Annotated in this window: 22 protein-coding genes; 16 read left to right on the forward strand and 6 right to left on the reverse strand. The window is 41.6% G+C overall.

Annotated elements, in window-relative coordinates; genetic code table 11:
* Positions 1-4 precede the first annotated feature (4 nt).
* The gene (gene recO, locus MHH58_RS05935; protein ID WP_341345326.1) at positions 5-748 is read left to right on the forward strand and encodes a DNA repair protein RecO; all 744 of its coding nucleotides are present in this window, start codon (positions 5-7) and stop codon (positions 746-748) included.
* 166 nt (positions 749-914) lie between these two features.
* On the opposite strand, the gene MHH58_RS05940 is transcribed toward recO, so the two are convergent.
* Positions 915-1,520, reverse strand: coding sequence for an SCO family protein (locus tag MHH58_RS05940; protein WP_135096679.1), 606 nt, complete (start codon positions 1,518-1,520; stop codon positions 915-917).
* A 68-nt stretch (positions 1,521-1,588) separates the two neighbouring features.
* Entirely contained in the window at positions 1,589-2,965 is a 1,377-nt protein-coding gene (locus tag MHH58_RS05945) for a glycine--tRNA ligase (RefSeq protein ID WP_341345327.1), read from the reverse strand.
* A gap of 300 nt (positions 2,966-3,265) precedes the next feature.
* Here MHH58_RS05945 and MHH58_RS05950 point away from each other — a divergent pair, with 300 nt between their 5' ends.
* The 7 genes from MHH58_RS05950 (at position 3,266) to MHH58_RS05980 (ending at position 9,901) form a co-directional block, all read left to right on the forward strand.
* The gene (locus MHH58_RS05950) at positions 3,266-3,883 is read left to right on the forward strand and encodes a helix-turn-helix transcriptional regulator (protein ID WP_135096683.1); all 618 of its coding nucleotides are present in this window, start codon (positions 3,266-3,268) and stop codon (positions 3,881-3,883) included.
* Between the two features lie 7 nt (positions 3,884-3,890).
* Complete coding sequence (locus MHH58_RS05955) at positions 3,891-4,715, forward strand: pyruvate, water dikinase regulatory protein (RefSeq protein ID WP_115884396.1); 825 nt, start codon at positions 3,891-3,893, stop codon at positions 4,713-4,715.
* Between the two features lie 4 nt (positions 4,716-4,719).
* Positions 4,720-6,471 carry a DNA primase gene (gene dnaG, locus MHH58_RS05960; RefSeq protein WP_341345328.1) on the forward strand — a complete coding sequence of 584 codons (1,752 nt, stop codon included), beginning with the start codon at positions 4,720-4,722 and terminating at the stop codon, positions 6,469-6,471.
* Between the two features lie 25 nt (positions 6,472-6,496).
* Positions 6,497-7,603: an RNA polymerase sigma factor RpoD gene (gene rpoD / locus MHH58_RS05965; RefSeq protein ID WP_341345329.1), complete on the forward strand. Its 1,107-nt coding sequence runs from the start codon at positions 6,497-6,499 to the stop codon at positions 7,601-7,603.
* Positions 7,604-7,699: 96 nt separating this feature from the next.
* A complete protein-coding gene (locus MHH58_RS05970) occupies positions 7,700-8,086 on the forward strand; it encodes a c-type cytochrome (protein WP_341345330.1) in 387 nt (128 codons plus the stop codon).
* A 59-nt stretch (positions 8,087-8,145) separates the two neighbouring features.
* Complete coding sequence (locus tag MHH58_RS05975) at positions 8,146-8,838, forward strand: tRNA (adenine(22)-N(1))-methyltransferase (RefSeq protein WP_341345331.1); 693 nt, start codon at positions 8,146-8,148, stop codon at positions 8,836-8,838.
* Complete coding sequence (locus MHH58_RS05980) at positions 8,822-9,901, forward strand: Nif3-like dinuclear metal center hexameric protein (RefSeq protein ID WP_341345332.1); 1,080 nt, start codon at positions 8,822-8,824, stop codon at positions 9,899-9,901. The genes MHH58_RS05975 and MHH58_RS05980 overlap by 17 nt, the downstream gene beginning before the upstream one ends.
* A gap of 54 nt (positions 9,902-9,955) precedes the next feature.
* Here the strand turns inward: MHH58_RS05980 and MHH58_RS05985 are convergent, their stop codons facing one another.
* On the reverse strand, positions 9,956-10,918 hold the full coding sequence (locus MHH58_RS05985) for a 4-hydroxy-3-methylbut-2-enyl diphosphate reductase (RefSeq protein WP_115884390.1): 963 nt from the start codon (positions 10,916-10,918) through the stop codon (positions 9,956-9,958).
* Positions 10,919-11,059: 141 nt separating this feature from the next.
* On the opposite strand from MHH58_RS05985, the gene MHH58_RS05990 reads away from it, so the two are divergent.
* The 5 genes from MHH58_RS05990 to MHH58_RS06010 all read left to right on the forward strand — a co-directional run bounded on the left by MHH58_RS05990 (position 11,060) and on the right by MHH58_RS06010 (position 15,445).
* Entirely contained in the window at positions 11,060-12,397 is a 1,338-nt protein-coding gene (locus MHH58_RS05990; RefSeq protein ID WP_135096696.1) for a DEAD/DEAH box helicase, read from the forward strand.
* Between the two features lie 10 nt (positions 12,398-12,407).
* Positions 12,408-13,313, forward strand: coding sequence for a deoxyribonuclease IV (locus MHH58_RS05995; RefSeq protein WP_341345333.1), 906 nt, complete (start codon positions 12,408-12,410; stop codon positions 13,311-13,313).
* Between the two features lie 113 nt (positions 13,314-13,426).
* Positions 13,427-14,209, forward strand: coding sequence for a metal ABC transporter ATP-binding protein (locus MHH58_RS06000; RefSeq protein WP_341345334.1), 783 nt, complete (start codon positions 13,427-13,429; stop codon positions 14,207-14,209).
* The gene (locus MHH58_RS06005) at positions 14,206-15,051 is read left to right on the forward strand and encodes a metal ABC transporter permease (protein WP_341345335.1); all 846 of its coding nucleotides are present in this window, start codon (positions 14,206-14,208) and stop codon (positions 15,049-15,051) included. The genes MHH58_RS06000 and MHH58_RS06005 overlap by 4 nt, the downstream gene beginning before the upstream one ends.
* The gene (locus tag MHH58_RS06010) at positions 15,032-15,445 is read left to right on the forward strand and encodes a Fur family transcriptional regulator (RefSeq protein WP_115884385.1); all 414 of its coding nucleotides are present in this window, start codon (positions 15,032-15,034) and stop codon (positions 15,443-15,445) included. Before MHH58_RS06005 ends, MHH58_RS06010 begins: the two co-directional genes overlap by 20 nt.
* A 184-nt stretch (positions 15,446-15,629) precedes the next feature.
* On the opposite strand, the gene MHH58_RS06015 is transcribed toward MHH58_RS06010, so the two are convergent.
* The 3 genes from MHH58_RS06015 to MHH58_RS06025 form a co-directional block, all read right to left on the reverse strand.
* Positions 15,630-15,806, reverse strand: a complete 177-nt coding sequence (locus MHH58_RS06015; protein ID WP_167753351.1) for a hypothetical protein — start codon at positions 15,804-15,806, stop codon at positions 15,630-15,632.
* A 115-nt stretch (positions 15,807-15,921) separates the two neighbouring features.
* Positions 15,922-17,049, reverse strand: coding sequence for a flavodoxin-dependent (E)-4-hydroxy-3-methylbut-2-enyl-diphosphate synthase (gene ispG / locus MHH58_RS06020; RefSeq protein WP_115884384.1), 1,128 nt, complete (start codon positions 17,047-17,049; stop codon positions 15,922-15,924).
* 75 nt (positions 17,050-17,124) lie between these two features.
* Positions 17,125-17,868 (reverse strand): DUF1189 family protein, encoded by a 744-nt coding sequence (locus MHH58_RS06025; RefSeq protein WP_341345336.1) that lies wholly within the window; start codon positions 17,866-17,868, stop codon positions 17,125-17,127.
* Between the two features lie 132 nt (positions 17,869-18,000).
* On the opposite strand from MHH58_RS06025, the gene MHH58_RS06030 reads away from it, so the two are divergent.
* From MHH58_RS06030 to MHH58_RS06040, 3 genes are all read left to right on the forward strand, one after another.
* A complete protein-coding gene (locus tag MHH58_RS06030) occupies positions 18,001-18,603 on the forward strand; it encodes a superoxide dismutase (protein WP_115884382.1) in 603 nt (200 codons plus the stop codon).
* Between the two features lie 130 nt (positions 18,604-18,733).
* The gene (locus MHH58_RS06035; RefSeq protein WP_341345337.1) at positions 18,734-20,893 is read left to right on the forward strand and encodes a peptidoglycan D,D-transpeptidase FtsI family protein; all 2,160 of its coding nucleotides are present in this window, start codon (positions 18,734-18,736) and stop codon (positions 20,891-20,893) included.
* 147 nt (positions 20,894-21,040) lie between these two features.
* Complete coding sequence (locus MHH58_RS06040) at positions 21,041-22,078, forward strand: phosphate ABC transporter substrate-binding protein PstS family protein (RefSeq protein WP_341345338.1); 1,038 nt, start codon at positions 21,041-21,043, stop codon at positions 22,076-22,078.
* Positions 22,079-22,117: the final 39 nt, after the last annotated feature.

A 22,117-nucleotide genomic window follows, 5' to 3' on the forward strand; every position in this document is an offset into this window, starting at 1 on the left:
GATAATGATCTATCAACAGACTGGTATGATGATCCGGCAGACAAGCTACAGCGAGTCCAGCCGGATTATTACTATACTGACTGAAAGCGGAGAACAGGTTCCGCTGATGGCACGGGGCTTTAACAAACCTAAGAATCAGTTTATTACGCTGCGGCAGGGCTACCTTGAAGCGCTCTTTACCTATAACCGCTTTAAGGGCATGGGCACACTGAACGATGTCGATGTGACCGAGCGGTATAAGAATGTGAACGGTAATTTTGATCTATATACACACGCAAGTTATATACTGGAAGTAATTACGAGAGCGCTGGAAGACGACAGAGCAGAACCCGGTTTTTACAGGCTGCTGAAAAAAGGGTTCAAACTGCTGGATGACGACAATGAAAGCTTTGGAGTAACGTCTCTTGTGCTGATAAAAATGCTGCCTGCCTACGGCGGCCAGCTGAATTTAGACAGCTGTGCAGTATGCGGCAGAAGTGATTATAAAAAATACAGCCACTATTCTTTTAAATATCACAATGTTATCTGTCATGACTGTCTGACCGAAGAAACGCTGGAACGCGCCATACCTGTCAGCAACAGAGTGTTGTATTTTGCCCTGTATTTGAAATCGGTGAAACTCGATGATGTTAACAGCATTCAAATATCTAAAGACATCGGCAGACAGCTGCTTAAGTTTATAGAAATGCTGTACGATGAATACAGCGGTGTATATTTCAGAAGCAGGAAATTAATAGATCCGCAGTAAAGATAAATACGTATACATGAGATTGACTCATGTATACGAATAGCAATTTGCGTAGTCATGACGAGGTATCATGTATACGAATAGCAACTTGCATAGTCATGACGAGGTCTCATGTATACGCAAAATAAAAAGCACTACAAAATCAAGTGCTTTTTAAAATAAACTATTAATCTAAATTACCAGTCAACGTTTTAACATCTTCGACAATTTCTTCTGTCTCGAATGTATTATCTCCTGCATCAACGCCTGTGTAGTCTTTAATCAGCTTGCCGGTTTCATCGACTAAATATATTGCTGTCCCGTGTAATACCTGATTGGAGCCATCCTGAGGCAGTTTTACAATCGATTTGAAATTGTTAAGGGCATAATCCCGCAGGTATTCAAAGTCATATCCTGTAAGCAGCTGCCACTCGATATTGTCAGCAGGATTATACCAGCTCATATATTCGCTCAGCACTTCCGGTGTATCCGTGTCAGGGTCTACGGAAAAACTGATGATGCCGACATCTTCAATATTTTCTTCAGCAAGTTCCTGTGTCAGTTCGGTCATATTTTGTGTCATCGGCGGGCACACTGTGACGCACTCGGTAAAAATAAGGTTGGCGAGCCAGATTTTCCCGTCCATATCTTCAGATGTAAATGTTTCATTATTCTGGTTCACAGCTTCAAAATCCTCGAGCGTATTGCCATAGTAGGACATCGGCTCAACTTCATCGCTGCCGCATGCAGCAAGTATCAGCACCAGTGAAAGCAGCAGAGTAGTTCTGAACATAAGGATTCTCCTTTAAAATTTAATATATGTATAAAAGGGTGCCCCAATAAATTGAGGCACCGCAACAGTTAAAACTTGATTCTTGATGACAGGAAATCGTGAAGTTCGTCAATTGCAATACGCGACTGCTCCATCGTATCGCGGTCTCTTACAGTTACTTTATTATCTTCAGCTGAGTCAAAGTCGAATGTAATACAGTACGGCGTACCGATTTCATCCTGACGGCGGTAGCGTTTACCGATTGACTGCGACTCGTCAAATTCAATATTAAAGTCTGCTGCCAGAAGACTGTAGACTTCCATAGCATCAGCGCTTAATTTTTTCGATAAAGGCAGGACAGCCGCTTTAAACGGTGCAAGAGCAGGGTGTAGACGCAGTACTGTGCGTGAGTCGCCTGATTCAAGTTCTTCTTCATCATAAGCATCTGTAAGGAAGGCAAGTGTCATACGGTCAAGACCGAGTGACGGCTCAATGCAGTATGGAATATATTTCTCGTTAGTTTCAGGGTCGTGATATCTGAAATCTTCGTTCGAATGTTCCATGTGCTGACGGAGATCATAATCTGTCCGGCTTGCAATACCCCAGAGTTCACCCCAGCCGAACGGGAATTTATACTCAATATCAGTTGTTGCATTAGAGTAGTGTGATAATTCATCTTCATCATGCTCTCTAAGACGCGTTCTTTCTTCGCTTAAGTTTAAATCTTTCAGCCAGTTAACAGCGAAATCTTTCCAGTAGCTCTGCCATTCCATTTCAGTTCCCGGTTTGCAGAAGAACTCGAGTTCCATCTGGTCGAATTCACGTGTTCTGAAGGTAAAGTTACCCGGTGTGATTTCGTTACGGAATGATTTACCAATCTGGCCGATACCAAATGGCAGTTTTTTACGCATTGTGCGCTGAACATTTTTGTAGTTAACAAAAATACCCTGTGCAGTTTCAGGACGAAGGAATAATTCGTTAGTCGAACCTTCTGTTACACCCTGGAATGTTTTAAACATTAAGTTGAACTGACGGATATCAGTATAGTCGTGAGCGCCGCAAGTCGGGCAGTCGATGTTTTTATCATCGATGATTTCTTTCATTGCTTCAAATGATAAACCGTCCGCAACGAAAGTGTCATCTTCTTTCTGCATAACATCTTCAATCAGTTTGTCGGCACGGTGACGCGATTTACACTGTTTGCAGTCAATCATCGGGTCGTTAAAGTTATTTAAGTGACCTGAAGCTTCCCAGGTTTTCGGGTTCATTAAGATTGCAGCATCAAGTCCCACGTTGTAAGGTGACTCCTGGATGAATTTTTTCCACCATGCCGCTTTAACGTTGTTCTTCAGCTCAATACCAAGCGGACCGTAATCCCAAGTGTTGGCAAGACCGCCGTAAATTTCACTGCCCGGAAAAACAAAACCTCTTGTTTTTGCCAGGTTTACAATTGTGTCCATGTTCATTATTAATGCAGCTCCTTTTTTATTATTAATTTATATATAAAAAGTCCCTGGACAGCAGAAATATGCTATCCAGGGACGAGCGTTGCCCGCGGTTCCACCCAATTTAGTAAGAAAACTCGCTTTTATATATAAAATTAATTGTTTTTGTCAGTTAATGATTGCGCCATTTAAATTGTTAAGCTCACACCGTCCTTAACTCGCTTACGGCTATTATATAATCAGAACAGAATGAATGCAAGTACGATGATATTTCTTTATCCCGGCAAATATTATATAATATTATATGTTGGGAGTGAGAACGTGGAACTGAATGAACGCCAAGAAAAAATATTAAGCATAGTTAAACAGCACGGGCCGATTACGGGCAGTAAAATTGCAGCACAGCTCTCCCTGACCCGTGCAACTTTACGTCCGGATCTGGCTATATTGACGATGTCCGGCTTTCTCGATGCAAGACCCCGTGTCGGATATTTTTATACCGGCAAAGAAACGAATGATGTTATCGCGCTTAAAGTAAATAATATATTAGTCCGCGATGTTCAGAGTCTGCCGATTTTAATTACGACCGGAACCAGTATTTATGATGCCATCGTCAAGATGTTCCTGGAAGATGTGGGCACGCTGTACGTGATCGATGATGAACAATCGCTTGCCGGTGTTATTTCAAGAAAAGATCTGTTAAAAGGGACGATGAGTTTCAAAGATACAGAAAACACGCCGGTCAGTGCAGTGATGACCCGGAGACCCAACATTACGATGTGTTATCCGGATGATCTTCTTTTATATGTGGCCAAACAAATTATCGACAGACAGATTGATTCTCTGCCCGTTGTTAAAGAAGTTAACGGCAGAATTGAAGTGATAGGCAGAATTACAAAAACCAATATTACAAAAGTATTTGTAAATTTAATGGAGTGAATAATCAATGTCGAATTTTAAAATAATTGTTGCATCAGACTCGGTCGGAGAAACAGGCGAACTCGTTACGAAAGCATCCCTGTCACAATTTAAAATCGACGCGCCCGATAATGTTATCGACCGTTATCCGTACGTAGACAGCCCGGACGACGTCGACGATGTAATAGATTTAGCAAAAAGCAAAAATGCTTTAGTCGTCTATACTTTAATTACACCTGACTTAAGAAAATACATGGCCGCGGAACTCGATAAAGAAAATATTTCCTATATCGATGTGATGGGCCCGCTGATGGATGAAATAGCGAAGGCTACAGGACTCGAGCCGTACAATGAGCCCGGCAGAGTGCACCGCCTCGACGAAGATTATTTCAAAAAAATCGAAGCGATAGAATTTGCTGTAAAATACGATGACGGCAAAGACACAAGCGGTCTTGACAAGGCGGATATCGTTCTGCTTGGTGTTTCGAGAACATCAAAAACACCGCTGTCGCAATTTTTAGCATTGAAAAAATACAAAGTAATGAATGTGCCGCTGGTACCGGAAGTAAAGCCGCCGGCTGAATTGTTCGATGTCGATCCAAAGAAATGTGTCGCACTCAGAATTAATCCGGAAACTTTATATAAAATCCGCAAAGAGCGCTTAAGCCAGCTCGGCTTAAAAGATACTGCGATGTATGCAAACAGCACACGCATTGAGGATGAACTGGTTTATTTTGATGAAATTATTGGCAAAATAGGCTGTCCGGTTATAGATGTTTCGGATAAGGCAATCGAGGAAACTGCGAATGCCATTATGAAGTATGTGGACAGCGAGAGTAATATTAGAGGGTGATAATTTGAGAATACCCGAGGAAACCATAGCGAAAATAAAAGATGAGACCGACATTACCGAGTTAGTTGCAAGTTATATTAAACTTGAACGGCGAGGGCGCAACTATGTTGGTCTCTGTCCGTTCCACGATGAAAAAACACCGTCCTTTTCCGTCAGTCCGGACAAGCAGATTGCACATTGTTTCGGCTGTAAAAAAGGAGGGAACGTATTCCAGTTTCTGATGGAAATTGAGAATATGTCATTCGCTGAAGCGGCTGCAAAACTCGGAGAACCGCTGAATATAAAAATAGATACGGAAACGAGCAGCGTAAAAGAAAGTGACATGACGCTGATCCGTATGCATGACTATATGACAGATCTTTACCATCACCTGCTTATGAACACGAGCGAAGGTGAAAAACCGCTGCAGTATTTGCTCGACCGCGGCTTCAGCACGGAACTTATCCGCTCTGAAAAAATAGGGTTTGCGCCGAATATGTCATACTTTGCAAAAAATGCCCTCCTTGAACAGGGCTATAACGAAGAAACGGCATATCAGGCAGGCCTGCTGTCGAGAAACGAAGAAAACTTTTCGTATTACGACCGTTTTGTCGGCCGGATTATGATTCCGATAAAGAACCATCAGGGTCACCGTGTCGGCTACACAGCGAGAAGCATCGACGGCAGTGAGCCAAAATATTTAAATACGCCTGAAACTGAAATATTTAAAAAAAGGGAACTGTTCTTTAACTTAAATGATGCCAGAAAACATATCAGGAAGCTCGATAATATCATTTTAATGGAAGGCCATCTCGATGTTCTGAAAGTTAAAATGACTAAAGTGCAGCATATTGTTGCGACTATGGGAACAGAGCTCAGCCAGGAAAATTTAAATCTGCTGGAACGGCTCTCCTCGAATGTCACAATTATGTTTGACGGCGATTCTGCGGGACAGAACGCCACTCTGAAAGTCGGCGACACGCTTCTCAAGCGGGGTATGAATGTTTACGTACAGAAAATTCCTAAGAAAATGGACCCTGATGAATATATAGAAACGTACGGAAAAGAAAAGTTTGAGCAGTTTATCGCAGATGAGCAGCAGCATTATCTGCACTTTAAAGCAGAAGTTCTGCGCCATGAAGCGAAAGAAAACGATATGAAATTTACGCAGAATTTAACTCTTCTGGCAAATGATATGAAATATATCACAGATTCTTTAACAGCAGAACGGCTGGTTGCAGCAATCAGCTCCATTTTCGGTGTGGATAAGCATGCGCTGTCCGGACAAATTCCGGCGCCAGTCCGGCAAAAGTCCGATTACGCCGTACCCGGACCTGTAGAACAGCAATTATCGCTGCGCCAGAAAAAAGAGCGTTACGTCACGAGAATTATGATGACAAACCGCGAATTCCTGCTGGAATACAGGGACACACTCGATGAGAATGTCTTAACTTACGGGCCTTATTATGATATAATAAGAGGACTTTGTGCTTATTTTGAGGTGCATACAGTTTTCGATCTTTCTCTTGCCCTTAATTATCTTGATCCTGCACTGACGGACACACTGATAGAACTCGACGGCATGTCGATTCATGAAGATGTCTCACATAGTGAAATAAATGATTATCTGGAAGATTTAAGTGGTATAAGAAATAGTGAAAACGAAAAGCAGGAATTAAACCGCAGGCTTGAAATTGCGGAACGGGAAAACGATATAGAACTGCAAATTAAGCTGACTCAAGAACTGATTGAGCTTAACCGGATTTACAAAATGTAGTTTTTTGATAACTAGGAGGCACAGTATGGCGAAGAAAAAAGCAATTACAGCTGACACTAAAGAAATTGATTTCACAACTGTCGAACAGGCAAAGGCATACCTGCTTGAAAAAGGTAAAAAAGATGGCCAGCTGTCCCATGAGGAAGTTGCCGATAAATTAGCGAACTTTGAATTGGATTCTGATGCGATGGACGAATTTTTCGAAGAATTGAACGAAAATGAAATTCAGATGATTAATGAAAAAGATTCGGCTGATACAGATGAAAAACTCGACCTCTCAGATATGAGTGCACCTCCGGGTGTTAAAATTAACGACCCTGTCCGTATGTATCTTAAAGAGATTGGGCGCGTTGATTTACTGACAGCTGCTGAAGAGGTCGAACTGGCTAAACGCATCGAACAGGGCGATGACATCGCGAGAAGCCGTCTGGCAGAAGCGAACCTCCGTCTTGTTGTAAGTATTGCAAAACGTTATGTCGGGCGCGGTATGCTCTTCCTCGATTTAATTCAGGAAGGTAATATGGGTCTGATTAAAGCGGTAGAAAAATTCGACTTTACTAAAGGTTTTAAATTCTCGACTTACGCAACATGGTGGATTCGTCAGGCGATTACACGCGCTATTGCCGACCAGGCGAGAACAATCCGTATTCCTGTGCACATGGTCGAAACGATTAACAAACTGATTCGCATACAGCGTCAGCTGCTGCAGGACTTAGGCCGCGAACCGATTCCGGAAGAAATCGGCGAGGAAATGGATCTGCCTGCTGAAAAAGTACGTGAAATTCTTAAAATTGCCCAGGAGCCTGTATCACTTGAAACACCTATCGGTGAAGAAGATGACAGCCACCTCGGGGACTTTATCGAAGACCAGGAAGCACAGAGTCCGTCGGATCACGCAGCTTATGAGCTGTTAAAAGAACAGCTTGAAGATGTGCTCGATACTTTAACGGATCGTGAAGAAAATGTTCTCCGTCTCCGTTTTGGTCTCGACGACGGCCGTACACGCACACTGGAAGAAGTTGGGAAAGTATTCGGTGTTACCCGCGAACGCATCAGACAGATTGAAGCGAAAGCCCTTCGTAAACTGAGACATCCATCGAGAAGCAAGAAATTAAAAGACTTTATGGATTAACAGTGTAAAATTTTCTCAAAATTGTTTTGACTTTGACACAATTTGAGATACAATTATATATGAGATAACATGAATAACAGATGAGGGGGTAACATTATGAATAAAAATCCTATAGTTCCATTCTTATTGATTATTTTCTTAGGGATCGGACTTGTATTCTTACTTTCTGGATTAGGTTCAACTGATGATGGCGAGGAAGACGTTGCAACAGAAGAAGGATCTGAAGGTTCTGAGGAATCAGGCGGAGATGAAGCTTCAAGCGGTGACGTAGATGCAGAAGGTATCGCTCGTGATAACTGTGCTTCATGTCACGGTCAGGACTTCAGCGGCGGAATGGGACCTGCATTAGCTGGAACTAGTCTTGCTGAGGAAGATTTCACGATAACTGTACGTGAAGGTCAAGGTTCTATGCCTGCATTCTCAGCTGATCAGATTGCAGATGAAGAACTTACAGCTTTATACCAGTTTTTCTCTGAACAATAATTTTTTATAAAAAAGACTCTCAATGCTGGGGGTCTTTTTTTTAATACAGGAGTGAGTATATGTTAAATCGAAGACTTAAGACAGTATCGGATTATATCGTTGGAGATGCACTTGTTGATATCGGATCGGATCATGCATACTTACCGATATATGCTGTAAACGAAAAGATTATTAAGACAGCCATATGCGGAGAAATCGCGAGAGGACCTTATGATTCTTCTGTTAAAAATGTCCAGCAGAATCAATTATCCGATGTAATAAAAATACGCCTTGGAGATGGTTTATCTGTACTCCGCAGCATGGATGATGCAGATACCATTACAATTTGCGGCATGGGCGGGCCGTTAATAGCGAGTATAATTGAAACAGGGATGAAGTTCGTCCAGGGTACACCCCGCTTTATTGTGCAAGCAAATACTTATCCATATCCGATTCGAAAAATAATGGCTGAACATAATTATAAAATTACAGACGAGCTGCAATTAAAAGACGGTCCTCATTTTTACGATATTATTGTCTTTGATTATGCCAAAAAAACTGTTGAATACAGTGAAGCGGAACTGCGTTTTGGTCCTGTAAATATTGAAAAACGGGAACCGGTGTTTATCGCACAGCTGGAACGTGAAAAGAGTCATATAGAAAAAATATTAAATGGTATCAACGATAGGGAAAAGAATATAGATAAAGTTGTGAGACTTGAATCTAATCTTAAATATGTCGATGAGGTGCTGGAGAATGTTAAAGATAAGTGATCTTTTAAAAAAGCTGGATGAAATTGCCCCATTTTCAGATAGTGAAGACTGGGATAATACTGGGTTGCTGGTAGGTAACGAGGACGATACCGTTACAGGTATTATTACTGCGCTCGACTGCAGCGCCGGTACTGTGGATGAAGCTGTTATGCAGAATGCCAATGTTATTATCAGCCACCATCCTTTAATTTTCCCTGAGATTTCAAAAGTGGTGAACGAAGGACCCGGTGCTGTTATCCGTAAATTAATTAAAAATGATATTAATCTGATTGCGATGCACACAAACCTCGACCATCAGAAAAATGGCGTCAGTCATATGATAGCGTTGGAACTCGGTTATCCTGAAACAGAAATTCTTCTGCCTCAAAAAGGTAACTTTAAAAAACTCAGGGTGAATATCAACACGGAAAATAAAGAAGAATTCAAAGAAAATCTCTTAAAAAATGCACCGGTGGGTGATATGGGCGATTATACGGAAGTCAGTTATGAATATAGGGTTCACGGCCAGTTCAGACCTGAAGACCGGGCCAATCCAACCATCGGGGAAGCAGGGAAACTGGAACATGTGGATGAGTATGTTATAGAATGCATTTTTGACGGCAGGGAACAGGGAGCTGTTATTGATGCAGTCAGAAAATATCATCCGTATGAAGAACCTGCGTATGATATATACAGTCTCGACAGAAAGGCCGATACCGGACTCGGCGTTAAATTTAAGTACGGAGATACGCTTGAAGCTCTCGTCAAGCTGATAGAAAACAAAACCGGCCTTAAGCCGGTTAATATCGTGAAAGCAGACGACGGGATTATCAATACCGTCGCTGTAATCGGCGGAGCAGGGATGAGTTACAGCGAGGCTGTATTTCACAGCGGGGCAGATGTGCTGATCACCGGCGACGTTAAGTATCATGAAGCTTATGATGCAAAAGACCGCGGTCAGAATATTATCGATGCCGGCCATTATATTGAAGTTTTAATGACTAAATATCTTGCTGCGCTGATCGATGAGCAGATTGATGTGCCGGTACAGGCTTCAAAAGTATCAACAAACCCATTTGAATAAATGATGAAAAAAGCTGCGGAATCTGGATATTCAGATTCCGCAGCTTTTTATCTTTTATTCCATCACTTTAACAGGTGTTGGTTTTTTGATTTTTGGTAAAATCTTAGTCATCGGCACTGCTGATTGCGGTGCAGCCTGAGCTTCAATATTATAATTTTTAATATAGTCGATGACTTCTTTTACAATCGGTGTCGGAGTAGAGGCGCCTGCTGTAATTGCAACTTTCTCCACACCTTCCAGCCATTCGTTTTTAAGTTCATTTAATGAACTGATGCGGTAGGCGTTAGTGTGCGCAATTTCTTTAGAAACCTGAGCAAGACGGTTGGAGTTATTACTCTTTGGATCTCCAACTACGATGAGTAAATCAGCTTCTCCGGCCTGCTCGGCAACAGCTTCCTGTCTGACCTGTGTTGCAAGACAGATTTCCTTGTGCACTTCAATGTGCGGATATCTGACTTTAAGATCATCCATAAGATGGCTGACATCCCACTGGCTCATCGTCGTCTGGTTCGTCACGATTAATTTCTTGTCTGAAAGATAGTCCGGCAGAGCCGCAACATCTTCTGGAGTTTCGATTAAGTGAACGTGATCCGGTGCGACACCGACAGCGCCTTCCGGTTCGGGGTGATCTTTTTTACCGATATATATAACATCGTAATCATCCGCAGTTTTCTCTCGAATCAGATCGTGTGTAAACTCTACATCAGGACATGTAGCATCGATGCATACGAGTCCTTTCTCTTTAGCACGTGCTTTTACCTGCGGCGAAACACCGTGTGCTGTAAAGATAACAGTACCGCTTTCGATCTGTTCGAGGATTTCAAGACGGTTCGGTCCGTCTAGTGTGATAATGCCTTCTTCTTCAAATGCATCCGTCACATGCTTATTGTGTACAATCATACCTAAAATATATATAGGACGCGGCAGCGACTGGTCAAGCGAAGCATTGCGCGCAATCACCATTGCGTCAACAACGCCGTAACAGTAACCGCGCGGTGAGATTTTAATAATATCCATAAGTTGAACTCCTCCTTACATCTGATTATACTTACTTTTTGCTGATATTCAAATCATCCAAATGACTGAACGATTATTATAGCGTAAATATGCATTTTTAGTTATAATTGATAAGGAGTTTGAAAGGGACAGGTGACATATATGTCAAATGCATTTAAAAGATTTGAATTTAACAAACAAATGCTCAGTGCAATAGAGCGAGTAGGATTTACACATCCGACGATGGTGCAGGAACGCGTAATCCCCCGTATATTAAAAGGCAGCAATGTCGTTGCACAGTCAGCAACAGGCAGCGGGAAAAGCCATGCTTTTTTACTGCCGCTTATTTACAATATCGACGCGGAAGAGAAAACACCGCAGGTTATAATCCTGGCGCCGACGAGAGAACTTGCCAAGCAGCTTGAGAATATGGCTAAAAAAGTTCTCGAATCATATGAAGATATAAGTGCGCGGGCATTTATCGGTGGCACGGAAATGAAACGCGATGAAGAGCGTGCACGTCAAAATCCGCAGCTTGTAATCGGTACGCCGACAAGAATCAAGGATTTAATCGATAATCAGGCGCTTGATATTCATGCAGCGAAATCTGTCGTTATCGATGAAGCCGATTTAATGGTCGATCTCGGTTTTATGGGAGATGTCGACTATATTTCCAACCGTATTTCGACTTCAAGCCAGTTCCTGGTATTTTCTGCCACTATCCCTGACCCGTTAAAACATTTTATGGAAAAATATATTGGCGAAACGGAAATTATCGTAATTGATACGCCGCTTAATAAAGCATCTATCCATTACAGTCTCGTGCCTGTCAAAGGATCGAGCAGATTAGAGAAAACACTTGAACTGACTAAAAATATTACGCCGTATATCGGTTTAATTTTTGCCAATTCAAGGGAACGTGCCGATGAATTATTTGCTTACTTAAAAGAAGCCGGCATTAATGTGGGATTATTCCATGGCGGTTTAAAACCGCGTGAACGGACGCAGGAAATTAAAAAAATCGAGAACCTTGATTATCACTGGGTTGTTGCAAGCGACCTTGCAGCAAGAGGACTTGATTTTGACGGTGCGTCCCATGTCATTAATTACGATATTCCAAAGCAGATAGAATTCTTTACACACAGAGTAGGCCGTGTCGGCAGAGGACAGTACAGCGGTGTTGCAATTACACTTTACGAACCGAGTGAACAAAACGAAATTGATGCACTTGAAGGTAAAGGATATGTTTTCAATCATGAAGATATCCGCGGTGGTGAATTGAAAGAAATTAAAGACCGCACGCAGCGCGCAGCGAGAAATACACGCAGTAAGACGAATAAAACACAAAATTACAAAGTACGCAGCCCTAAAAAAGTAAAACCGGGCTATAAAAAGAAAATTAAGTTCCAAAAAGAAGAACTTGAGCGCCAGGAAAGAAGACGCTATGCAAAAGCAAAATCACGCAACGAGAAGAAGAGAAATAAAAAAGATAATAAGTAGGTTGATGTAAATGCTATTGGGATCACATGTTTCGATGAGCGGTAAGAAAATGCTGGAAGAGTCGGTAACTACTGCAGCAGGTTATGGTGCATCTACATTTATGATTTATACCGGTGCACCGCAAAATACACGCCGTAAAAAAATTGAAGATCTGAATATCGAAAACGGGCAGAAAGCCATGGCGGAACTCGGCATTGAAAATTTCGTCGTGCACGCTCCTTACATTATTAATATCGCAAATACTGAAAAAGATCATGTCTTTAATTTAGGCGTTGAATTTTTACAGGAAGAAATCGTCCGTACTGAAGCACTCGGTGCAAAACAGATTGTACTTCATCCAGGTGCCCATGTCGGTGCCGGGAGTGAAGCGGGGATCAGGCAAATTGTTAAAGGACTTAATGAAGTTCTGTCGAATGACAACGATGTGCAGATTGCCCTTGAAACAATGGCTGGCAAAGGTTCCGAAATCGGCAGTACATTTGAAGAAATCGCACATATTATGGACGGTGTGACAAATAATGAACGCTTAAGTGTAACATTTGATACTTGTCACGTTCACGATGCAGGCTATGATATTAAAAACGATTTTGACGGCGTTTTAAATGAGTTTGATAAAATTGTCGGTATTGACCGCATTAAAATTCTTCATATGAACGACTCTAAAAATCCTGCCGGTGCTCATAAAGACAGACATGAAAACTTCGGTTTCGGTCATATCGGATTTGATGCACTGACTTATATTATTAATCATCCGGAGTTCACTGACGTACCAAAAATATTAGAAACTCCATTTGTCGGTCCGGATAAGAAAAATCGTGTCGCACCGTATAAACACGAAATAGATATGATCAAATCAGGAGAATTCGATCCGGGTTTATTAGTAAAAATTAATCCGGCAGTATCGGAATTAGAATAATATAATTCAAGGAGCACCTCTTGCAGGTGCTCCTTTTTCGTAACCATTCCTATTTACAAATCGTAACGATTACTGTAAAATAAATCAGGAGATAAATAAAAGGAGTCTTGTTAATGACTGTGCCTGTATTTGAAATTAAAGACGTAACATATGAATATAAAGATAAATTGGAGGCGACACCGGCTCTCCAGCATATATCCTTTTCGATTAACCAGGGAGAATTTTTGGCTATTGTTGGCCCGAACGGTTCTGGAAAATCCACGCTGCTGAAATTAATCCTCGGTGTATATAAGCTTCAGCAGGGCAATATACTGATTAACGGCAAGAGCCGCAAATCTTTTAATGCCTGGCAGGAAATCGGCTACGTTTCCCAAAAAGCGGCAGCTCATGCTAAGGGATTTCCCGCTACTGTAGAAGAAGTGGTGCTGAGCGGACTGACAAAGGAAAAGGGATTGTTTAAAAGATTCAATAAAAAAGATAATAAACAGCTGGATAAAACTTTAAAGCTGCTTGATATTGAACATATTAAACATCAGAACGTATCAAACCTGTCCGGGGGGCAGGCTCAGCGGGTGTTTATCGCACGAGCTTTAATTAATGAACCTTCAATTTTAGTGCTCGATGAACCGACGGAAGGAATCGACAGCAAGCATGTTAAAGATTTTTATAATGTTCTTCTGAAATTAAAAGAACAAAAGGTAACAATCCTGCTCGTGACTCATGACATTGGTGTTGTCGTCGACAATGCCGACAAAGTCGCATGCTTGAACGAACATCTGCACTTTCACGGTACGAATAAGGAATTTCAAAATCTTGGTGAAGCAGAACTGTCCAAAATTTACGGTTTCCCGCTGCAGCTCGTGTCGCACAATCACCAGAGGGAGTGCTGTAAATGATAGAGGCAATATTAAATTATGATTTTATGAAATATTCATTTATAAGCGGTCTGATTGTCGGACTGATTGCACCGCTCCTCGGAACTTTTATCGTTGTGAGAAGGCTGTCGCTGATTGCAGATGCACTCAGTCATGTGGCACTCGGAGGAATTGCTTTTGGCGTTTATTTAACATCGGTATTTAATGTTATCATTAATCCGGTAATTTCCGGTATCGTGTTTTCCGTTATAGGTGCACTCGGAATCGAGAAGCTGCGCGGACTGTATAAACACTATTCGGAAATTGCAATTCCGATAATAATGAGTCTCGGTATTGCACTAAGCGTTTTGTTCCTGTCTTTAGCCAACGGCTTTAACCAGGATTTATTCGGTTATTTGTTCGGAAGTATAAGCGCCGTCAGCTTTAATGATCTTATTTTAATTATAATTATCGGTGCTATCGTTGTGTTGTTTGTATTCTTTCTTTACAAGGAAATGTTCTTCATTTCGTTTGATGAAGAATACGCTGGTGTTATGAAGCTGAGCAAATACATTCACATTATATTTATCGTACTTGTTGCCCTCGTAATCAGCGCTTCGATGCGGATCGTCGGTATACTGCTGGTCAGTGCCATGATGACGCTGCCGGTGGCAAGTGCGATGAGAATCACATCGAGTTTCAAACAGCTTATGATAGTCAGCATAATTTTTGGGGAAATCTCGGTAATAGCCGGGCTGTTCCTTGGATTTCATTTGAATATCTCGCCCGGCGGGACGATAGTACTTGTCTCTATCGCTATCTTATTATGTACGCTGATATTAAATCGTGTAGGAGTTGTTAGGAATGCACAAAGAACTAGTTGATTACAAAGAAATGCTTAAAGAAGCTAAGTTTAAAGTAACTAAAAAACGTCTGCGCATGATAGAACTGTTCATGGAAGACGAACGGTACTTATCTGCCAAGGAAATTCAGGAAATGATGAATAAGGAATATCCCGGAATCAGCTACGATACGATTTACCGGAATCTTCATACGCTGAAAGATATCAACGTACTTGAGCAGACGACCTTTGGCGGAGAAATGCAGTATAAGATTTCCTGTACCGATCACCACCATCATCATTTTATATGCGAACGCTGCGGTGAAACAAAAGTCGTTCACTACTGTCCGGTAGAAACTTGGGAAAAAGAATTGAACGGCGTGAAAATCAACAGCCACAAAGTAGAACTATACGGCCTGTGTGAAGCATGCCGGTAAGATAGATAAAAATAAACCAGTCCGCGGCTCTTTTTGAGGAGTTGCGGACTGGTTTATTGTTTTTTAAGTGACTATCGTGCCATTGTGATTGTCACAGTGGCGCGCTGGACCTTCTACTGTGCCATTGTCACTTTCACAGTGGCCCGATGAGCACGCTAAACTGGACCCCATAAACTGGACCCACTCATTTTTCAGTTTCCCGGTTCAGTCTATTCTTAACAAGTACTGAAACCGCAAGTATAACAACCAAAAGTACGATAATCGATGGACGTATGCTTGTATCTGTAAACCAGAAACCGAGAACCGTCATTAGTATCAGACCGATAACGGTCAAAAATATTATGTTCAAAACTTTTTTCATAAAACTGCACCTGACTTTTATTGTAATAAATTAAATTCGGTATTTACTATATATTCATATCTCAAAAATAGCAAAGACAAAAAATCCCGCTGCATATCGCAGCGGGTTTAAAATATTATTTAACTTCAGCTTCGGCTTCTTCTTTTTCAAGACGTTTTTTCTCGTGGTAAGCTTCAGCCATAATGTCGATTTCTTTCTTCAGTTCGTCGACCATAGTTTCCTCCGGCACTTTACGTACCGTTTTACCGTGCATGAAGAGCAATCCTTCACCGCGGGCACCGGCTATACCGATATCAGCTTCGCGCGCTTCACCCGGACCGTTTACCGCACAGCCGAGTACAGCAACTTTAAGCGGTGCTTTTACATGTGAAATATATTCTTCCATTTCATTTGCGATTGAAATTAAATCAATTTCAATACGACCGCAAGTCGGGCAGGCAATCAATGTTGCTGCGTTACTTGCGAGACCGAAAGTTTTCAGCAGCTCTTTACATACTTTAATCTCTTCAACTGGATCTGCAGATAAGGAAATACGCATTGTATTTCCGATACCTTTAGAAATAATAGTACCGAGACCTGCAGCACTCTTAACAGTTCCTGCAAACAGCGTTCCGCTTTCGGTAATACCGATGTGGAGCGGATAATCGAATGCTTCAGCTGCTTTTTCGTATGCTTCTACAGCAAGATTAACGTCTGATGCTTTCATGGAAACGATAATATCATGAAAATCGAGGTCTTCTAATATTTTAATGTGGTGCAAGGCACTTTCAACCATGCCGTCCGCAGTAGGGTAGCCGTATTTTTTAATAATATGGCGTTCAAGACTTCCTGCGTTAACACCGATACGGATTGGAATACCTTTAGCCTTACAGGCTTTTACGACTTCTTCCACTTTTTCTCGGCGTCCGATGTTACCCGGGTTGATACGGATTTTATCCGCGCCGCCTTCTACAGCAATTAATGCCAGTTTATAGTCGAAATGAATATCGACAACAAGCGGTATATTAATACGCTTTTTAATCTCTGCGATAGCGAGCGCATCTTCTTCTTTTGGACATGCAACGCGAACGATCTGACAACCTGCTTCTTCAAGCTCATTAATTTGAGCAACAGTAGCTTCAACATCATGTGTTTTCGTTGTTGTCATACTTTGAATGATAATTTCATCGGCTCCGCCGATAGTAAGATCGCCAACTTTAACTTTTCTAGTTTGTGTACGATGTGTAATTCCAGACATATACAAGCCCCTAATCTAAAATTCTTTCTATTTTATAATCTTATTATAATAAAAAACCGAGATAAATGTAACCATCTTGCATTACGAATGCGTTTTCTTTTGCTTTGGCAGCTTTTTAAAGTAATAAATATACGGTATCAGAGCGATTATCAGTATAATCCAGTAGAAGTTTTCCGTAAAGACAGCAAAAAGACCGATTGGCAAAGCAAGAATCATCATTATATAGGAACCGATTTTAAACCAGTTCATATAATCTGTTTTTCTGCCGGCGAAATTTGCGATAAAGCTTAACAGCAGCGACAGAAACAGCATCAGCGTAAAGATAAAGAAATAAATGACCACAATATATAGAGTAATGTAGATAAATATATAGAAGTATAAACTCGACATCTGACTGGATACAAACTGTTCCAGCGATTCATTATCTGTAATATCACCTATAAAACTGTAGCTGAAAGTGCCGTTTTGAATTTCGCTTATGTATATACCATCCCGGAGAAAGGCAAACAGTACAGCTTGATCGAGTGTATCACTTTCATCACGAGTAATATCCGGTGTAAACAGAATTTGATGTTCATTTAAGCTGAGCTGCTTTTCTTCTCCCTGATATTTACTGCCTTCAATTTGAAATTCGGGAATTTCATCGCCTATTTCCGACAGATGCCCGAAAGTATTTACCGTAGCAAGCAGCGACGTAATAAACGACAGAGAGATAAAAATCGACACGAGCAGTATGTTTAACAGCAGGTACCTGAAGGGTACAGTACGAAATAGAGGATACTTTTTAAATGTAACCAGGCGTTTAATAAAGTTAAAATATTTCATTCTCTCATCCTTAATTCGTGTAATAATAAGACCTTAGTCTTATTTAAAAAAACCTTAAGCAATCTAATTGTTATTTTAACATCAAATTGCTATATTTAGGATGTAAACAATTTTGAAGGGAGATTTTTAATTATGGCTTTTGAATTACCAAAATTACCATATGCTTATGATGCTTTAGAACCTCATATCGACAAAGAAACGATGGAGATTCACCACACTAAGCACCATAACACTTATGTAACAAAATTAAACGACGCAGTTAAAGGTACTGATCTCGAGTCTAAATCGATCGAAGAAATTGTTAAAAACCTAGACGCTGTACCAGAAAACATCAAGACTGCGGTACGTAACAACGGTGGGGGACACCTTAACCACTCAATCTTCTGGGAACTGCTTTCTCCAGAGAAAAAAGAATTATCAGGTGAATTAAAAGAAGCAATTGAATCTGCTTTCGGTTCAGTTGACAAATTTAAAGAAGAATTTGAAGCAGCAGCAGCTGGCCGTTTCGGTTCAGGCTGGGCATGGCTTGTAGTTAACAATGGTAAATTAGAAATTACAAGTACTCCAAACCAGGACAACCCTGTGTCTGAAGGTAAAACTCCAGTATTCGGTGTCGACGTTTGGGAGCATGCTTACTACCTTAAATACCAAAACAAACGCCCTGAATATTTAAGTGCGATTTGGAATGTAGTAAACTGGGACAAAGTTAACGAATTATATCAGGCTGCTAAATAATACAGCATTGAAAGACGGGGATGTATCCCCGTCTTTTTTTATTTTAGTATACCGGCACTAAAATATGTTAAAATGATGTGGACTTTATAAAAGGGTTTGATGCAGGTTGAAACGGGCAAAAATTAAAAGCTTGGATGCTATAAATAAACAGGTGCTGAAGTCGCGTATAAATATTATTATGCTGATAATTTTTATATTATTTTTAATTCTTATTATACGTCTTGGCTACCTGCAGATTGTTCTCGGTGATACATATCAGGAACAGGTTGAAAATGCGCAGTATGTAGAAATTAATCAGAGTGTGCCGCGCGGGGAGATTTACGATCGGAACGGCAATCTTCTTGTCGGCAATACTGCCGAGAAGGCTGTTTATTTTACCAGACACAGAAATATGTCAAATTTCGAAATAATGGACGTTGCAGAAACACTCAGTACATATATAGATATGGATACTGAAAGTTTATCGCTGCGCGATAAACAGGATTACATTATTAACAATTATCCGAAAGAGCTGTCGGCAATAATGCCTGAGCAGGTTACACTGCTTGAAAACGGCGGGATTTCCCAGAATGATTTTAATGAAGATGCTTATAACATTATCGATGAAGAATTTGCAGATTCGGTGTTAAGTGACGAAGATTTAAATATTATTGCTGTATATGTAGAAATGGTATCAGCAAGTGAACTTAATCCTGTAATTATTAAGAGTGAAGATGTTACTGAAGAAGAGTTCGCCAAAGTTAATGAAGACTTGGATCAGCTGACAGGGATTTCGACCGGCCTCGACTGGCAGCGCGACTATCCTTACGATTCGGCACTTCGTACAGTGCTCGGTGAAGTATCGACGAACGATGAAGGACTGCCGAGAGAACTCGTTGAATATTACCAGGCGCTCGGTTACTCGCGCAACGACAGAGTAGGAAAATCCTATCTTGAGTTCCAGTACGAAGACGTTCTCCGCGGTAAAAAACCGCAGGTGAAATATACGACGGATAAGTCCGGCAGAGTGACCGGTGAGGAAACGATTAAAGAAGGGAAAGCCGGAGACGACTTGTATCTGACTATAGATATTGAGCTGCAGCTCGAACTTGAAAAAATCGCAGAACATCATTTAACAGGAATCAGGGAACTGGCTGAAGAAATTGTTGCGAGGGACGAAAACAGCGGTGATATCGACTATACTATTATTCCAGAATATATCGATACCGTACAGCTGGTCGTCCAGGATCCGAATAATGGAGATATTCTCGCCATGGTCGGAAAACATATTAATGAAGACGGCGATATCGTTGATTACGATTACGGTACGCTGACTGCAACATACGTGCCCGGTTCATCCGTCAAGGGGGCCACTGTTGCTACAGGCTACCAGGAGGATGTTCTCGAAGTCGGAGAAACACTGATTGACGAGCCGATGACATTTTCCGGCACAGATACTGTAAGTTCCTTCTTTAACCGGAATGATCAGGTGCCGGTCGATGACCAGCGGGCGCTTATGGTTTCATCGAACACTTACATGTTTAAAATCGCTCTCGCGATTATGGGCGAGGAGTACAGTGCGAACATGCCGCTGCCGACCGATGTAACCGCAGCCGGTTACGCGCTCAGGAACGGACTGAACCAGTTCGGTCTCGGTGTGTCGACAGGCATTGACCTGCCGAACGAAGCTCGGGGTCTGGCACCGCAGCTGACGAACCCGATGAACTATCTGTACTTAAGTATCGGCCAGTATGACACGTATTCAGCTCTGCAGCTGTCACAGTATATGTCGACATTTGCAGCAGACGGCAAACGCGTGCAGCAGCATCTCGCAAAAGAGATCCGCGGAAGTGATGCCAATGACAAAGGACCCGTATTAAATTCATACGGCACTAACGTTCTGAATACCATTCCGATTTCAGATAGTGAACTGTCTCAAATCCAGGCGGGCTTCTACGATGTGTTTAACACGCACGATCAGGCGAGAGATATGTACGGAACGGGGTGGGACGCCTACCATGAACTTGAACCGAAAGCTGCTGGGAAAACAGGTACAGCCGAGAGTTTCAGAGACGGAGATCCTGTTTTAAATCAGACTTATCTTGGATATGCGCCTTATGATAATCCGGATATGGCATTCTCCATCATCTTCCCGACTATGCCGAGTACAGTGCCGTTTTTCCCGGCTCAGTTCATGGGCCAGGATGTTATACAGAAATATTATGAAATTTATTACGGACAAGCGGAAGAATCGCTGTATAATTATGATGCTTCTGACTTTTATTCGCAGCTGGAATATGGACAATATTGATTATTTTTAAGACCTTAATCCCCGGATTAAGGTCTTTTTTTCATATTTACATAAACTTAACAATTCATTAATTTTACATTTACAATGGTCCGCTAGAATAAGTATGTAAGATAAATTACTAGACAATTAACTGGAGGAATTTTAGCTATGAAGAAGAATTTATTTCTTGCTGCGCTGTTAATGAGCTTAATGTTCATTCTGGCGGCTTGTTCTGATTCAGGATCAGAAGAAGATACTGGCAGCGAAGATGCTTCAACCGAAGAAGGTACTGAAGAAAGCACAGACGAAGAAAATACTGAAGATGCAAGTTCAGAATCGGGGTCATCTGCAGACGTTACAGGTAATGTAAACGAAGATGACGACCAGATTGCCGGTGAAGGTTCATCTACGGTATTCCCTATACTTAATCTTTTAGTTGAAGACTTTAACGCTGACCACGGTGTTGCTGTTGAACTCGGCGGTAACGGTACCGGTTCAGGTTTCAGTGCACTGATCGAAGGCACTGCACAATTTGCTAACGCATCACGTGGTATCCAGCAAGAAGAAATCGATGCTCTTGAAGACGGCGGCATTGAATGGACAGAATTCCTAGTAGCTACTGACGGTTTGACTGTTGCAGTTAACCCGGCTAACGACTTTGTAGAAGATTTAACATTCGACGAACTCAAAATGATTTACTCAGGAGAAGCTGAGAATTGGTCTGACGTTCGCGAAGACTTCCCTGAAGAGCCGATTACTGCATATGGACCGGACCAGTCACACGGTACACACGACTTCTTTAACGAAGAAGTAATGGATGAAGAAGGTGTTCAGGGTCAGCTGATCCAGGATACCAACCAGGTTGTTTCATCTGTCGTAGGAGATCAGAATGCAATCGGATTCTTCGGTTACAGCTTCTACCAGGAAAACCAGGATTCATTAAAACCGGTTTCGATTACAGGTCCTGACAGCGAAGAAGCTGTTGAGCCTTCATTCGAAAACGTAATGGATTTCTCTTACCCATTATCCCGTCCGCTTTACGTTTATGCTGACAATGCTGCAATGGAAGACAACGAGACATTCCACACATTCCTGGAATACACACTTAAGAACTCACAGTCTGCTGCAGAAGAAGTTGGATATGTACCACTTGAAGACGAAGCGCTTGAAGAGGAACTTTCTAAACTTCCAAACCTGGAACAATAAGAAGATAAAATCTTATAACAGATGGACGGGGAGGCTTTT

The organism is Jeotgalicoccus sp. FSL K6-3177 (assembly GCF_038050175.1).
In the GTDB taxonomy this organism is placed as follows: domain Bacteria; phylum Bacillota; class Bacilli; order Staphylococcales; family Salinicoccaceae; genus Jeotgalicoccus; species Jeotgalicoccus nanhaiensis.

Excerpts from the sequence above, each read along its gene's own strand:
- recO (WP_341345326.1), top strand. The coding sequence starts at position 5 with ATGATCTATCAACAGACTGGTATGATGATCCGGCAGACAAGCTACAGC.
- MHH58_RS05940 (WP_135096679.1), bottom strand. The coding sequence starts at position 1,520 with ATGTTCAGAACTACTCTGCTGCTTTCACTGGTGCTGATACTTGCTGCA.
- MHH58_RS05945 (WP_341345327.1), bottom strand. The coding sequence starts at position 2,965 with ATGAACATGGACACAATTGTAAACCTGGCAAAAACAAGAGGTTTTGTT.
- MHH58_RS05955 (WP_115884396.1), top strand. The coding sequence starts at position 3,891 with ATGTCGAATTTTAAAATAATTGTTGCATCAGACTCGGTCGGAGAAACA.
- rpoD (WP_341345329.1), top strand. The coding sequence starts at position 6,497 with ATGGCGAAGAAAAAAGCAATTACAGCTGACACTAAAGAAATTGATTTC.
- MHH58_RS05970 (WP_341345330.1), top strand. The coding sequence starts at position 7,700 with ATGAATAAAAATCCTATAGTTCCATTCTTATTGATTATTTTCTTAGGG.
- MHH58_RS05975 (WP_341345331.1), top strand. The coding sequence starts at position 8,146 with ATGTTAAATCGAAGACTTAAGACAGTATCGGATTATATCGTTGGAGAT.
- MHH58_RS05980 (WP_341345332.1), top strand. The coding sequence starts at position 8,822 with ATGTTAAAGATAAGTGATCTTTTAAAAAAGCTGGATGAAATTGCCCCA.
- MHH58_RS05985 (WP_115884390.1), bottom strand. The coding sequence starts at position 10,918 with ATGGATATTATTAAAATCTCACCGCGCGGTTACTGTTACGGCGTTGTT.
- MHH58_RS05990 (WP_135096696.1), top strand. The coding sequence starts at position 11,060 with ATGTCAAATGCATTTAAAAGATTTGAATTTAACAAACAAATGCTCAGT.
- MHH58_RS05995 (WP_341345333.1), top strand. The coding sequence starts at position 12,408 with ATGCTATTGGGATCACATGTTTCGATGAGCGGTAAGAAAATGCTGGAA.
- MHH58_RS06000 (WP_341345334.1), top strand. The coding sequence starts at position 13,427 with ATGACTGTGCCTGTATTTGAAATTAAAGACGTAACATATGAATATAAA.
- MHH58_RS06005 (WP_341345335.1), top strand. The coding sequence starts at position 14,206 with ATGATAGAGGCAATATTAAATTATGATTTTATGAAATATTCATTTATA.
- MHH58_RS06010 (WP_115884385.1), top strand. The coding sequence starts at position 15,032 with ATGCACAAAGAACTAGTTGATTACAAAGAAATGCTTAAAGAAGCTAAG.
- MHH58_RS06015 (WP_167753351.1), bottom strand. The coding sequence starts at position 15,806 with ATGAAAAAAGTTTTGAACATAATATTTTTGACCGTTATCGGTCTGATA.
- MHH58_RS06025 (WP_341345336.1), bottom strand. The coding sequence starts at position 17,868 with ATGAAATATTTTAACTTTATTAAACGCCTGGTTACATTTAAAAAGTAT.
- MHH58_RS06030 (WP_115884382.1), top strand. The coding sequence starts at position 18,001 with ATGGCTTTTGAATTACCAAAATTACCATATGCTTATGATGCTTTAGAA.
- MHH58_RS06040 (WP_341345338.1), top strand. The coding sequence starts at position 21,041 with ATGAAGAAGAATTTATTTCTTGCTGCGCTGTTAATGAGCTTAATGTTC.